Here is a 13,077-nt window from a genome sequence, read left to right on the forward strand (position 1 = left end):
TCAGTGGTTGCGCATTATAGGGAAATTCCGACGGGTGACAAGTGTTTATTGCAATAAAATGACTGAGCGCGTTATTTTTCAGCGAAGCGTGTTTTTTTACTGCGATTTGCTCGGTAATGCAGCAAATTCCTGGGCAAAACGGGTCACCTGCTGCCAGTCGGTATACTCCACTTCTTTACGGGCATCGGTTTCTCCCTTTGTCATACGCATTATCAGTTGGATCATGATGCGATCGAAGAAGCTGTAGCGCGGATAGCGCAGCGCACCAGCAAAGACAGCGCAGCAATCAGGCTCCCACGGAGACTGAATCAAAAACTTGCGGGTATAAGCATTGGTCTGTGGCGTACGCTTCTCAGGTTTACGTGCCGTCAGGTTTACCGAGAAAAAGCCACTTGAACGCTTCTGTAGTGCATTAAGGTGTGTTTTCACAAATTTCGCCACCGCAGGCTGGAAGTGCCCATAACGGATCGAAGCCCCTATCAACACCCGATCGTACTGCGTCCAGTCAATCTCGTTAATAAGCTGGATGTTAAACACATCACACTCCCGCACCTCCTTTAGCTGGTTAGCTATATAGAAGGCAATCTCACGGGTCTGCCCATCGCGGCTGGAAAACAGGATTAATGCTTTCATTATTCCACTCTCACTTATTCACGCCAGAATGTCGGCGTAAACAGAACTAATAAGGTGAAGACTTCAAGACGCCCGAACAGCATCGTCAAAATCAGGATCCATTTGGCGGTATCATTCATTGAGGTAAAGTTATCCGCCACCACGCCAAGGCCAGGGCCAAGGTTGTTAAGCGTTGCCGCCACCGCCGCAAATGCCGAGAAGTCATCAACACCCGTGGCGATGATCGCCAACATGCTGAGGATGAATACCAATGCATAGGCAGAGAAGAAACCCCACACGGCTTCAAGAATACGCTCAGGCAGCGCACGGTTACCCAGTTTAATGGTGTATACCGCATTCGGGTGTACCAGCCTTTTCAGCTCTCGCGACCCTTGCTTAAACAGCAGCAGGATTCGGATCACCTTCAGGCCGCCCCCCGTTGAACCGGCGCAGCCACCAATAAAGGCAGAACAGAGTAACAATACTGGCAGGAAGAGAGGCCAGCGAGCGATGCTGTCCGTGGTGAAGCCTGCGGTGGTTGCCATCGATACCACCTGGAAGAAAGCCTGGTTGATTGTCTGCATTCCTGTCTGGTAGACATCATGGAACCACAGCACCAGTGTGCAAATAATCACCAGCGTAATCTGTACGCCGATAAACATACGAAATTCAGGATCGCGCCAGTAAACGCGTAAGCTGCGTCCGCTCAGCAACGAGAAGTGCAGGCCATAGTTACAGCCAGAAATGAGCAGGAAGACGGCGATGATGGTATTAATGGTCGGGCTATTAAAGTAACCAATGCTGGCATCATGAGTAGAGAATCCCCCAATGGCGATAGTCGAGAAGCTGTGCCCAATGGCATCAAACAGCGACATCCCCGCCATCCACAGCGACACCGCACAGGCAATCGTCAACAACACATAGATCAGCCACAGTGTTTTCGCTGTTTCAGCAATACGCGGCCGCATTTTGTTGTCTTTTAACGGGCCGGGCATTTCTGCACGGTAGAGCTGCATTCCCCCGACCCCAAGGATTGGCAGGATCGCTACGGCGAGCACGATGATCCCCATCCCCCCCAACCACTGCAACATCTGACGATAAAACAAAATCGCCTTCGGTAATGCGTCCAGCCCCACCAGCGTGGTGGCTCCGGTGGTCGTCAGGGCGGAGAACGATTCGAAAAAGGCATCGGTCAGTGACAGGTTAGGCTGCTCTGCGAAGATAAAGGGCATGGCCCCGACACTACCCAGCACCGTCCAGAACAGTACGACGATCAGGAATCCTTCCCGTGGCTTCAGCTCGCTCTTCTTTTTACGGTTCGGCCACCACAGCAACGTCCCAATCATCAGCGCCATGAAAAACGTCTGAGTGAATGCACGCCCTGCCCCATCGCGGTAAATTAACGCCACCAGCCCGGGCACAATCATGGTGCCTGAGAACAAAATAACCAGTAAACCCACTATGCGGGTAATGGCGCGAAAATGCATTCTGCCGTTCCTTTCCTGACATGAAGTGTTATTTGAGCGAGGCTAATTGCAAAGTGCCCCGGCTAAAGTCTGATAGATTTTGCCTGAAACCCGCCACCTGCGCATGAGGCAGAGCCAGGTGAAGAGTAATGTTCTGCTGGAACTCAGTATGAAGCAGTTGACCATCAAAACGTGCCGTCATCCGTTCAATATCACCCAGTTGGGCATAATCGCAGATAAGGCTGAACTGTAGCATGGGAACTTTGACCTTGCGGGGCAGTAATCGCAACGCCTGTTGCACGCCACCGCCATAGGCCTTAACCAGCCCACCCGTTCCCAGCTGGATGCCGCCATAATAACGCACAACAACCGCCGTAATTTCGCCAATATTGTTACCCATTAACTGGGCCAGCATTGGTTTACCGGCGGTACCGGACGGCTCCCCATCGTCGGAGAATCCCAACTGTTGCGAATCATCGGGTGCCCCGGCGACAAAAGCCCAGCAGTGATGCCGGGCCGTTGGGTGCTGTTGCTTGATCTGCTGTACGAATCCCCGTGCCGCCTCCACACCTTCGGTGTGTGCCAGCAGCGTGATAAATCGGCTTTTCTTGATCTCTTCGCTAAAGCTGAACAGTTCAGCCGGGATATCGTAAGCGTCCATCAGGCCAGATGCAGATCGCGAGTCATATTTTCTACGCCGTTGGTATGAATCACGACATTATCTTCAATGCGGATACCGCCGTAAGGCTTCAGCGCATCAATTTTCGCCCAGTCAAAATGCTGACTGAACTTACCGGCACGCCACGGCGCCAGCAACGAGTCGATGAAGTAGATACCCGGTTCAATCGTCAGCACCATTCCCGGCTCGAGCATGCGGGTACAACGCAGGTACGGATACTTCGCAGGAGCAGCCAGATGTGTACCCTGCTCATCCTGCATAAAGCCGGCAACGTCATGCACCTGTAAGCCCAGCGGATGGCCAATGCCGTGAGGCATAAAGGGACCGGTAAGATCCTCTTTCACCATCGCTTCCGCGCTGATGCCATTCACCAGTTGGTGTTTAAGCAGCAGACTGGCGATACGATAATGCATCTGCTGATGGTATTCGGTATAGCGCACGCCCGCTTTCATCGTGGCAATCAACGCCAGTTCTTCGGCATTCATGTCCCTGATCAACTGCGCATAGTCACTCTTCTCGTTCGCCGCATAGCTGCGGGTCAGATCGGCTGCGTAGCCGTTATACTCGGCGCCTGCATCGATCAGGAAACTGCGCCGCTGCTCAGGGAGCTGATGTTCGAGTTTAGTGTAGTGCAGCACCGCAGCATGTTCGTTAAGGGCAATGATATTGCCATAAGGAACATCGGTATCGCGGTGGCCGGTTGCGCTGAGATAGGCGACATTAATGTCGAACTCGCTCATACCGGACAGAAATGCTTCTTTGGCCGCACGATGGCCGGTCACGGCCGCTTTCTGCGCCTGACGCAGACAATGCAGCTCATAACCCGTTTTATAAGCACGGTGATAATGCAGGAAGTCGATCACGCCCTGAGGATTAATCGCCCCGGCACTGAACCCAAGCTGAGTGGCTCGTGCAGGCACCGGCCCGATATACGCCACATTCTGACGCTGCGCAGGTAACTGCTGGCCGATGTCATCCGCACTCTTCAGGCCGATGATGTCAATTTCACCTGTCCAGAAGCTATGCGGTAAAGGCTCAACGTTGTGCCAGTAATCAACAGGGGAATAGAACCACAGCTTCGGCTTGTTGACACCGTCGATCCACAGCCAGCAGTTTGGCACCTGAGTAACCGGCACCCAGGCTTTGAACTGAGGGTTTACCTTGAAGGGATACGTGTGATCGTCGAGAAATACCGTCAGTAATTCCCCGGAATGAATCAGCATGGCATCAAGATTGTGCCGCGCCAGCACCTGCTGTGCGCGCTGCTGTAACGTTTTCACATGCTGCTGATAAAGCGTAACCAGTGACTCCATCATCCTGTCTCCGTTATTACGAAATTGTCGGCATCTTACCACAGCCAGCAGGGGTATGGCGTTTTGCCGCAGTTGTGATCTTGTTTGCAAATCGACAACGTATCGTTTGCAAATAAGCAACACCAATCCCACACTCACGATCATCTGGTATGACCAGATCCTCTTATCGCGGCTCAGGAGACACACATGCTCTACCAAGGCGAAACCCTATCCCTCGACTGGCTGGAAGACGGCATAGCCGAACTGATTTTTGATGCGCCCGGCTCGGTGAACAAGCTGGATACACAGACGGTTGCCAGCCTCGGTGAAGCTATCTCGGTGCTGGAACAGCAACCCACCCTGCGTGGCGTGCTGCTCAGTTCACGCAAATCGGCCTTTATCGTCGGTGCCGATATCACGGAATTCCTCTCACTGTTTATCGCCCCGGAAGAAAAACTCACCGCATGGCTGGGCTTTGCCAATGGCATCTTCAATCGCCTGGAAGATCTCCCCGTTCCCACCGTTTCCGCCATTCGTGGCTATGCATTAGGTGGCGGTTGCGAATGTGTGCTGGCGACGGATTTCCGTATTGCGACTGCCGATACCCGCATTGGCCTGCCGGAAACGAAACTCGGCATCATGCCTGGTTTTGGGGGGTCCGTGCGTCTGCCACGTCTGCTTGGGGCTGACAGTGCACTGGAAATTATTGCAGCGGGTAAAGATATTGATGGTACTCAGGCACTGAAAGTGGGTCTGGTAGATGCTGTCGTGGCTGCGGATAAACTGGATGCCGCCGCACTATCCGTATTGAAAGAGGCGATCTCCGGTCGATTGCCGTGGCGGGAACGCCGCCAGTGCAAGCTGGAGCCGCTAAAACTGAATAAAATTGAAGCCGCGATGAGTTTCACTACGGCCAAAGCGATGGTGATGCAAACCGCAGGGAAACACTACCCAGCCCCACTGACCGCCGTGAAAACCATTGAGGCCGCTGCGCGTCTGGGCCGCAACGAGGCACTGAAACTGGAAACCGCTGCGTTTGTTCCCCTGGCGCGATCGAATGAAGCCCGCGCCCTGGTCGGGATTTTCCTCAACGATCAGGCAGTAAAAGCCAAAGCGAAGAAGCTGACCCGCGACGTTGAAACGCCAAAACAGGCCGCCGTACTGGGTGCCGGTATCATGGGTGGCGGCATCGCTTATCAGTCCGCCTGGAAAGGCGTGCCGGTGATGATGAAAGATATCAGCGAAACATCGCTGACACTGGGAATGAATGAAGCCGCAAAACTGCTGAATAAGCAGCTGGTACGCGGCAAAATTGATGGATTGAAACTCGCAGGCGTCATCGGCACCATTCAACCCACGCTGCACTATGCGGGTTTCGACCGGGTTGATGTGGTGGTCGAAGCAGTGGTTGAAAACCCGCAGGTGAAAGCGGCCGTACTGGCCGAAACAGAAAGTCATATTCGCCCGGATACTATTCTGGCATCGAACACCTCTACCATCCCCATCAGTCAGCTTGCTGAAGCACTTACCCGTCCGGAAAACTTCTGTGGGATGCACTTCTTTAACCCGGTACCGCGTATGCCACTCGTTGAGGTCATTCGTGGGGAGAAAACGGCTGACAGCACCATCGCCAAAGTGGTGGCCTGGGCCAGCAAAATGGGCAAGACACCGATTGTCGTTAATGACTGCCCAGGATTCTTTGTGAACCGCGTGCTGTTCCCCTACTTCGCAGGGTTCAGTCTCCTCCTGCGTGACGGTGCCGACTTCCGTCAGATTGATAAAGTGATGGAAAAACAGTTCGGCTGGCCAATGGGACCTTCATGGCTGCTTGACGTGGTGGGCATCGATACGGCGCATCATGCGCAACGCGTTATGGCAGAGGGTTTTCCGCAACGCATGAAGAAAGAGTATCGGGATGCCATCGATATCCTGTTTGAAGCAAAACGTTACGGCCAGAAAAACCAGCAGGGATTCTGGCGCTGGGAAACCGACAGCAAAGGCAAAGCGAAGAAGGTCACAGATGCCGAAACCGATCGTCTGTTGCAGAGCGTGTGCCAGCCGAAACGCGTGTTCAGCGATGAGGAAATTATCGCCCGTATGATGATCCCGATGATTAACGAAGTGGTTCGCTGTCTGGAAGAAGGCATTATCGCCAGTCCGGCGGAAGCCGATATGGCGCTGGTTTACGGTCTGGGCTTCCCACCGTTCCACGGCGGCGCTTTCCGTTATCTGGACACCCTCGGCAGCGATAAGTTTGTCGCTCAGGCTGAACCGTTCACCACGCTGGGTGCGCTTTATCAGCTGCCGGACGGGTTACTGGATAAGGCCGCGCAGGGCGGAAGCTGGTATCCGCTGGCGGTGCCATTGAACGATCTCTCTTTGAAAACGGCGTGAGGAAATCAAAATGGAAAAAGTTGTGATCGTTGATGCCATTCGCACGCCAATGGGACGTTCGAAAGGCGGCGCATTTCGTCACGTACGGGCCGAAGACCTTTCAGCTCATCTGATGCGCAGCCTGCTTAGTCGCAACCCTGCGCTGGACGCCGCGTTGCTGGATGACATCTATTGGGGTTGCGTTCAGCAGACGCTGGAGCAGGGTTTTAATATTGCGCGTAATGCGGCGCTGCTGGCAGAAATCCCCCACAGCGTACCTGCTACCACCGTCAACCGTCTGTGCGGCTCATCGATGCAGGCGCTGCATGATGCCGCGCGCGCCATTATGGTCGGCGATGCCCGCTCCTGCCTGATTGGCGGCGTAGAACATATGGGCCACGTGCCGATGAATCACGGCGTCGACTTCCATCCCGGCCTGAGCCGCAACGTGGCGAAAGCGGCGGGAATGATGGGTCTGACGGCTGAAATGCTGGCAAAAATTCACGGTATCAGCCGCGAGTTGCAGGATCAGTTTGCCGCCCGCTCCCATCAGCGCGCCTGGGCAGCAACGGAAGCCGGGCATTTCGCCAGTGAAATTGTGTCTGTCTCCGGGCATGACGCCGATGGCGTATTAAAACGCTATGACACCGATGAAGTGATCCGCCCGGATACCACGGCAGAAAGTCTGGCCGCATTGCGCCCGGCATTTGACCCGGTGAACGGCACCGTGACGGCGGGCAGCAGTTCAGCGCTCTCGGACGGTGCTGCCGCCATGCTGGTGATGAGCGAGTCACTCGCACGGGAATATGGTCTCACACCGCGAGCCAGAATCCGCGCAATGGCCGTTGTCGGCTGTGACCCGTCAATTATGGGATACGGCCCTGTTCCGGCATCACAGCTGGCGCTGAAACGTGCCGGGCTGAACATCAGCGATATCGGTGTGTTTGAACTGAATGAAGCTTTTGCGGCACAAACCCTGCCCTGCATTAAGGATCTGGGGCTGATGGATCAACTCGACGAGAAGGTGAATCTGAATGGCGGCGCGATTGCACTAGGCCACCCGCTGGGATGCTCGGGGGCACGTATCAGCACCACACTGCTTAATCTGATGGAGCGGCGGGATGCGCAGTTTGGTCTTGCCACCATGTGCATCGGGTTGGGACAGGGGATCGCAACGGTGTTTGAACGCGTTTAGTTTACGCCACGGGGCGACTCAGGTAGAAACAAGGGGCAGCCTGGCTGCCCCTTACTGTCAGATAAAGGCAAAAGCATCGCCGAACATGCGCGCTTCCTGTGCACCACGTTCGGCACAGAAGCGTTCACGGGCAATTTTAGCCATCTCGAAACGACCCGCGATGTAGATATCGTGATCGACCAGAGAGCCATAATCCTGCATGACGGCGGTCAGAACCGTGCCATTACGGCCGGTAAAGCCCTCTTCAGGCTGCTCCACCACCGGAATCACGCTCAGGTTCGGGTGCTTGATCGCCAGGGCGTTCAGTTCATCCAGATCGTACAGGTGTTTCAGCTCGCGCCCACCCCAGTAGATCGCAATATGGCGGTCCGGCTGCTGCGACAATGCCGTCAGCAAAATGGAACGCGCATAGGAGAAACCTGTGCCGCCAGCAATCAGTACCAGCGGGCGTTCGCCCTCTTCGCGGAGCCAGGCATCACCATGAGGAATATCAACGGTAATCTGACGCTGCTGCTGGATACGTTCCATTACGGCCATCGCATAGAGGTTCAGCTCAGAGGCACCAATATGCAGCTCAATAATGTCTTTTTCCATCGGCGTTGATGCCAGTGAGAACGGACGTTTGTCGTTTTCGTCCATCACCACCATCAAATACTGACCCGCCTGGAAGCTAAAATCAGCTTCAGGGATCATACGTACGCGGTACACGGTATCGGTAATAGCCTCTACTGAGGTCACTTTACAGCTTAAGGTTGTCATGCGTTCCCTCTGTCGGGTCGTCATTATCATTTGACCGCCAGCACTTCAGCGCGCTGGTGTATCACTCAAGATGCCTAACTCATCCCAAATCGCATCAATACGTGCGGTAACAGCAGGATCCTTACGGATTGGCGTACCCCACTCGCGCTGGGTTTCACCCGGCCATTTATTGGTCGCATCAAGCCCCATTTTTGACCCCAGACCCGAAACAGGCGAGGCAAAATCGAGGTAGTCGATCGGCGTATTTTCAATCAGAACCGTATCACGGGCCGGATCCATACGCGTGGTGATCGCCCAGATAACATCATTCCAGTCACGCGCATTAATGTCATCATCGCAGACGATAACAAATTTGGTATACATAAACTGACGCAGGAAAGACCAGACGCCCATCATGACGCGTTTGGCGTGCCCGGCATACTGTTTCTTAATCGTCACCACGGCCAGACGGTAAGAACACCCTTCCGGTGGTAAATAGAAATCCACAATCTCCGGAAACTGCTTTTGCAGGATCGGCACAAACACTTCATTCAGCGCCACACCCAGTACGGCGGGTTCATCCGGTGGACGCCCGGTAAAGGTGGAGTGATAAATCGCATCACGGCGCTGCGTAATATGTGTGATGGTGAACACCGGGAAGTTATCCACTTCATTATAGTACCCAGTGTGGTCACCGTATGGGCCTTCCGGCGCCATTTCACCGGGTTCAATATACCCCTCCAACACAATTTCTGCACTGGCAGGTACTTCCAGATCGTTGGAAACGCACTTAACCACTTCGGTTTTGGTTCCGCGCAACAGCCCGGCAAACGCATATTCCGACAGGGTATCCGGCACTGGCGTAACGGCCGCGAGAATGGTTGCCGGATCGGCACCCAGCGCAACAGAGACAGGGAAGCGTTCACCCGGATGCTGCTGGCACCAATCCTGGAAATCCAGTGCACCGCCACGATGTGAAAGCCAGCGCATGATCAGCTTGTTTTTCCCAATCACCTGCTGACGGTAAATGCCCAGGTTCTGGCGCTCTTTCAGCGGGCCACGAGTGACGGTCAAACCCCAGGTTACCAGCGGTGCAGCGTCGTCTGGCCAGCATTTCATCACCGGAATGCGGCTGAGATCGACATCATCACCCTGCCAAACCTGTTCCTGGCAAGGCGCACTGCGCAGCCGTTTCGTCGGCATGTTCAGGACCTGCTTCCACTGCGGCATTTTATCGAAGAAGTCGCGGAAACCACGCGGCGGCTCAGGCTCCTTGAGGAATGCCAGCAGGCGGCCAACGTCCCGCAATGCTTTAACATCCTCCTGGCCCATGCCCAGCGCCACGCGATCCGGGGTACCAAAGAGATTGCAAAGGACTGGCATGCTGTAACCTTTCGGGTTTTCAAACAGCAAAGCAGGACCGCCGGCACGCAGCGTGCGATCGGCAATTTCAGTCATTTCCAGATCAGGATCGATCTCGTGTTTGATGCGTTTTAATTCCCCACGCTTTTCAAGCAGAGAGAGGAAATCGCGTAAGTCGTGGTATTTCATGACTTTCCATCAGTACGGTCAGTGAGTCGGCCATTATAGTGCCGATCCAGCGATCAGGGTAAATTTTGTTGCGACGTTCAGCCGCTGCTGCACTCTCGCTATATCTCTCAGAGCGATTTTGCTATTCTTATCTGACTGATAATTGGAAAGTGATGTTATGGAATCCTGGTATTTACTTTACTGCAAACGAGGTCAGTTACTGCGCGCGAAAGAGCACCTTGAGCGCCAGGCCGTGCATTGCCTCAGCCCGATGATTGCTTTAGAGAAAACAGTGCGTGGCAAACGTACCCAGGTGAATGAGCCGTTATTTCCCAATTATCTGTTTATTGAGTTCGATCCTGAATCCATTCATACCACCACCATCAGCGCCACGCGTGGGGTCAGCCATTTTGTTCGTTTTGGTAATCAGCCCGCCACCGTTCCGCTGGATGTGATTGTCGCATTGCAAAGCCCCATCGAACCCGCCGTGGAAAGTGAGCTTCCGCAGCCAGGCGATACGGTGATTATTACCGAGGGAGCATTTGAAGGATTGCAGGCGATATTCACCGAACCTGACGGTGAAGCCAGATCCATGCTATTGCTGAATCTGTTAAATAAACAGGTGGTACGCAGCGTGGGCAACCGCCAGTTTCAGAAGCTGTAATCCCGCACATCCAGGGGCGAAAATAGCCCCCTGTTCCTGTCACAAACCAAACAGTTTTCGTGCATTTAACGCCGTTTGCTCTGCCAGTTCACCCGCATCTTCCCCGCGCAGTAGTGCCACCTGTTGAACAATATGCGGTAAAAAACAAGGTTCATTGCGGCGCGATGCCGGGCGAGGGTGCATATCACGTGGGAGTAACCAGGGCGCATCCGTTTCCAGCAGCAGACGGTCTGCCGGGATCAGCGGCATCAACTCGCGCAGCGCCTGCCCTCTCCGCTCATCGCACACCCATCCGGTAATACCAATAGATAATCCCAGCGCCAGGCACGCTTCCAGCTCTTCACGCGTCCCGGTAAAGCAGTGCAACACAGCCGCCGTTAGCTTAGGTAACCACGGTGCCAGGATAGCAACAAACCGCTCATGTGCTTCCCGGCAGTGCAGAAACACAGGCAGTGATAATTCGGCGGCCAGGGCAAGCTGGGCCTCAAAGGCGTAAGCCTGCTGTTCTGGTTCAGAGAAGTTGCGATTAAAATCGAGGCCACACTCACCGATGGCGACAACCCGGTCATTTTCCGCCAGCCGACGCAACGTAGCCGCGGTTTCCCCCGACCATTCGCTGGCATGGTGAGGATGAACGCCAGCGGTTGACCAGCAATAATCCGGATGCTGTTGTGCAAGGCTACAAGCCTGCTGACTCTCCAGCGCATTAGTGCCGGTAATCAACATGCCGGTAACACCCGCCTCGCGCGCACGTTTAACGACTTTTTCGCGATCTTTCGCGAACTGCGTGCTGGTCAGGTTTACACCAATATCAAACATAGTCTTTTCCATACAGTAACCGCCCTGACGGGCGGTTAATTTATTCAGGTTGTTCTGCCGGTGGCAGCCGTTCGCGCATCGTTACTCCGATTCCGCGTCCTGCTCTTCGTCTTCATCGCGACGGTTTTTACCCACGTAGAAGCGGGAAACAAAGACACCCACTTCAAACAGGCAGTACATCGGAATGGCCAGCAACGTCTGGGAGAAGATATCCGGCGGCGTCAGCAGCATGCCAACGACAAATGCACCTACCAGCACATACGGACGTTTCGCGCGCAGATCTTCCGGCGTTGTTACCCCGGTCCAGCACAGCAGAACGATAGCAATCGGTACTTCGAACGATACGCCAAATGCCATAAATAACGTCATCACAAAATCGAGATAGTTATTAATGTCGGTGGCAATCGTCACTCCCTGTGGCGCGGTCTTGGCAAAGAAGCTGAACGCCAGCGGGAAGACAATAAAGTAGGCGAAAGCCATCCCCAGGTAGAATAGGAATGAACTGGAAAACAGCAGGGGCATAACCAGCTTGCGTTCATGGCGATATAACGCGGGCGCCACAAAGGCCCAAACCTGGTAGAGGATAATCGGCACTGACAGGAACAATGAGACAATGATCGTCAGCTTAATCGGTGCCAGAAAAGGGGATGCTACATCAGTCGCGATCATACTGGCCCCGGCGGGCAATTGCTTGATCAAGGGCGCCGAGACAAGTTGATAAATATCGTTGGAAAAATAGACCAGGCACAGAAAAATGGCCAGAACAGCAATAATGCTGTTCAACAGGCGCTTACGTAGCTCAATCAGATGACTGATAAGCGGTTGGGTATCATCAACAGCCATATTTAACGTTCATCGCCTGGTTGTGAAGGTGGCACGGATGCACGCGGAGCAGAAGCTGGCGGCTGTTTCGATTCAGATGGCGTTGATGCAGATTGCGTCACCGTGACGGGTGCCTGTGCTGGCGCACTTGCCTGGTGGTCTGCTGCCGCTGGCGTGGCACCATCATGCGATTGCAGAGGATCTTTCACTAACGGATTATGGATAGTGTGAGCTTCGTCATCCGCTTTTTCATTTTCACCTAAGTAGGAGCGCTTCATTGAATCAGCCGTCTGTTTCAGCTCATCTACCGTCGCTTTTAGCTCAGGGGAGAGACTGTCTTTGCTGGCCTGTTCAATTTTTTTCAGGCCGTCCTGCAGTTCCTGAATTTTCAGTTCCTGAGCCAGCTCATTCTGAACGCTGGTTGCCATAGAGCGCATGGCACGGATCCAGCCCATCACCGTTCTGACTGCAATAGGTAAACGCTGCGGACCCAGTACCACCAGGCCAATAACGAATACCAGTACCAGTTCACCAAAGCCTATGTCGAACACGGATTACACCTTGTCGTTCTTGACGTCTTCTTTCTTCGCTTCAGTCTGCTGCGGTTCAGCCAGTTTGGCATTGAAGTCAGCATCATTAGCATGGGTTTTTTCTTTGTCGTCCTCATCGCTCATCGCTTTTTTAAAGCCTTTGATCGACGAGCCGAGGTCAGAGCCCAGTGAACGCAGTTTTTTGGTGCCAAACAACAGAATCACCAGTACCGCGATGATCAACAAGTGTGGAAGTGTAATACCCATGATTACCTCTGATATCAATAAGTGATGCGAATTTCGAGTATATAACAGCTTATGTCTTACTTACGATGCGCAAACCCTACCCCTTGCGCA

General features: G+C 53.9%; 13 protein-coding genes. 3 read left to right on the forward strand and 10 right to left on the reverse strand.

What is annotated here, in order from left to right:
- Window positions 1-96: 96 nt before the first annotated feature.
- The 4 genes from hemG to pepQ are packed head-to-tail and all read right to left on the reverse strand — an operon-like array spanning window position 97 to window position 4,070.
- Window positions 97-633, reverse strand: a complete 537-nt coding sequence (gene hemG / locus ACFL9S_RS13855; protein ID WP_405262483.1) for a menaquinone-dependent protoporphyrinogen IX dehydrogenase — start codon at window positions 631-633, stop codon at window positions 97-99.
- 14 nt (window positions 634-647) lie between these two features.
- Window positions 648-2,099, reverse strand: a complete 1,452-nt coding sequence (gene trkH, locus ACFL9S_RS13860) for a Trk system potassium transporter TrkH (protein ID WP_405262484.1) — start codon at window positions 2,097-2,099, stop codon at window positions 648-650.
- Between the two features lie 28 nt (window positions 2,100-2,127).
- Window positions 2,128-2,739, reverse strand: coding sequence for an IMPACT family protein (locus tag ACFL9S_RS13865; RefSeq protein WP_405262485.1), 612 nt, complete (start codon window positions 2,737-2,739; stop codon window positions 2,128-2,130).
- The gene (pepQ, locus tag ACFL9S_RS13870; RefSeq protein WP_405262550.1) at window positions 2,739-4,070 is read right to left on the reverse strand and encodes a Xaa-Pro dipeptidase; all 1,332 of its coding nucleotides are present in this window, start codon (window positions 4,068-4,070) and stop codon (window positions 2,739-2,741) included. Before pepQ ends, ACFL9S_RS13865 begins: the two co-directional genes overlap by 1 nt.
- 186 nt (window positions 4,071-4,256) lie before the next feature.
- On the opposite strand from pepQ, the gene fadB reads away from it, so the two are divergent.
- Both fadB and fadA read left to right on the forward strand, forming a co-directional pair.
- Window positions 4,257-6,443, forward strand: a complete 2,187-nt coding sequence (fadB, locus tag ACFL9S_RS13875) for a fatty acid oxidation complex subunit alpha FadB (RefSeq protein ID WP_405262486.1) — start codon at window positions 4,257-4,259, stop codon at window positions 6,441-6,443.
- Window positions 6,444-6,453: 10 nt separating this feature from the next.
- Entirely contained in the window at window positions 6,454-7,617 is a 1,164-nt protein-coding gene (fadA, locus tag ACFL9S_RS13880) for an acetyl-CoA C-acyltransferase FadA (protein WP_405262487.1), read from the forward strand.
- Between the two features lie 57 nt (window positions 7,618-7,674).
- Here fadA and fre read toward each other — a convergent pair whose 3' ends face one another.
- The gene (fre, locus tag ACFL9S_RS13885) at window positions 7,675-8,376 is read right to left on the reverse strand and encodes an NAD(P)H-flavin reductase (protein ID WP_405262488.1); all 702 of its coding nucleotides are present in this window, start codon (window positions 8,374-8,376) and stop codon (window positions 7,675-7,677) included.
- Between the two features lie 45 nt (window positions 8,377-8,421).
- Window positions 8,422-9,906 (reverse strand): 4-hydroxy-3-polyprenylbenzoate decarboxylase, encoded by a 1,485-nt coding sequence (gene ubiD / locus ACFL9S_RS13890; RefSeq protein WP_405262489.1) that lies wholly within the window; start codon window positions 9,904-9,906, stop codon window positions 8,422-8,424.
- Window positions 9,907-10,063: 157 nt separating this feature from the next.
- Between ubiD and rfaH the strand changes: the two genes are divergently transcribed.
- On the forward strand, window positions 10,064-10,549 hold the full coding sequence (gene rfaH, locus ACFL9S_RS13895) for a transcription/translation regulatory transformer protein RfaH (protein ID WP_405262490.1): 486 nt from the start codon (window positions 10,064-10,066) through the stop codon (window positions 10,547-10,549).
- A 39-nt stretch (window positions 10,550-10,588) separates the two neighbouring features.
- Here the strand turns inward: rfaH and tatD are convergent, their stop codons facing one another.
- From tatD to tatA, 4 genes are all read right to left on the reverse strand, one after another.
- Window positions 10,589-11,368, reverse strand: a complete 780-nt coding sequence (gene tatD, locus ACFL9S_RS13900; RefSeq protein WP_405262551.1) for a 3'-5' ssDNA/RNA exonuclease TatD — start codon at window positions 11,366-11,368, stop codon at window positions 10,589-10,591.
- Between the two features lie 81 nt (window positions 11,369-11,449).
- Window positions 11,450-12,211: a Sec-independent protein translocase subunit TatC gene (tatC, locus tag ACFL9S_RS13905; protein ID WP_405262491.1), complete on the reverse strand. Its 762-nt coding sequence runs from the start codon at window positions 12,209-12,211 to the stop codon at window positions 11,450-11,452.
- A gap of 2 nt (window positions 12,212-12,213) precedes the next feature.
- A complete protein-coding gene (gene tatB / locus ACFL9S_RS13910) occupies window positions 12,214-12,741 on the reverse strand; it encodes a Sec-independent protein translocase protein TatB (RefSeq protein WP_405262492.1) in 528 nt (175 codons plus the stop codon).
- Between the two features lie 3 nt (window positions 12,742-12,744).
- Window positions 12,745-12,990 (reverse strand): twin-arginine translocase TatA/TatE family subunit, encoded by a 246-nt coding sequence (gene tatA / locus ACFL9S_RS13915; protein WP_405262552.1) that lies wholly within the window; start codon window positions 12,988-12,990, stop codon window positions 12,745-12,747.
- Between the last annotated feature and the right edge of the window lie 87 nt (window positions 12,991-13,077).

Origin of the sequence: Erwinia sp. AnSW2-5 (genome assembly GCF_045107195.1) — a bacterium.
In the GTDB taxonomy this organism is placed as follows: domain Bacteria; phylum Pseudomonadota; class Gammaproteobacteria; order Enterobacterales; family Enterobacteriaceae; genus Erwinia.

Excerpts from the sequence above, each read along its gene's own strand:
- hemG (WP_405262483.1), bottom strand. The coding sequence starts at position 633 with ATGAAAGCATTAATCCTGTTTTCCAGCCGCGATGGGCAGACCCGTGAG.
- trkH (WP_405262484.1), bottom strand. The coding sequence starts at position 2,099 with ATGCATTTTCGCGCCATTACCCGCATAGTGGGTTTACTGGTTATTTTG.
- ACFL9S_RS13865 (WP_405262485.1), bottom strand. The coding sequence starts at position 2,739 with ATGGACGCTTACGATATCCCGGCTGAACTGTTCAGCTTTAGCGAAGAG.
- pepQ (WP_405262550.1), bottom strand. The coding sequence starts at position 4,070 with ATGGAGTCACTGGTTACGCTTTATCAGCAGCATGTGAAAACGTTACAG.
- fadB (WP_405262486.1), top strand. The coding sequence starts at position 4,257 with ATGCTCTACCAAGGCGAAACCCTATCCCTCGACTGGCTGGAAGACGGC.
- fadA (WP_405262487.1), top strand. The coding sequence starts at position 6,454 with ATGGAAAAAGTTGTGATCGTTGATGCCATTCGCACGCCAATGGGACGT.
- fre (WP_405262488.1), bottom strand. The coding sequence starts at position 8,376 with ATGACAACCTTAAGCTGTAAAGTGACCTCAGTAGAGGCTATTACCGAT.
- ubiD (WP_405262489.1), bottom strand. The coding sequence starts at position 9,906 with ATGAAATACCACGACTTACGCGATTTCCTCTCTCTGCTTGAAAAGCGT.
- rfaH (WP_405262490.1), top strand. The coding sequence starts at position 10,064 with ATGGAATCCTGGTATTTACTTTACTGCAAACGAGGTCAGTTACTGCGC.
- tatD (WP_405262551.1), bottom strand. The coding sequence starts at position 11,368 with ATGTTTGATATTGGTGTAAACCTGACCAGCACGCAGTTCGCGAAAGAT.
- tatC (WP_405262491.1), bottom strand. The coding sequence starts at position 12,211 with ATGGCTGTTGATGATACCCAACCGCTTATCAGTCATCTGATTGAGCTA.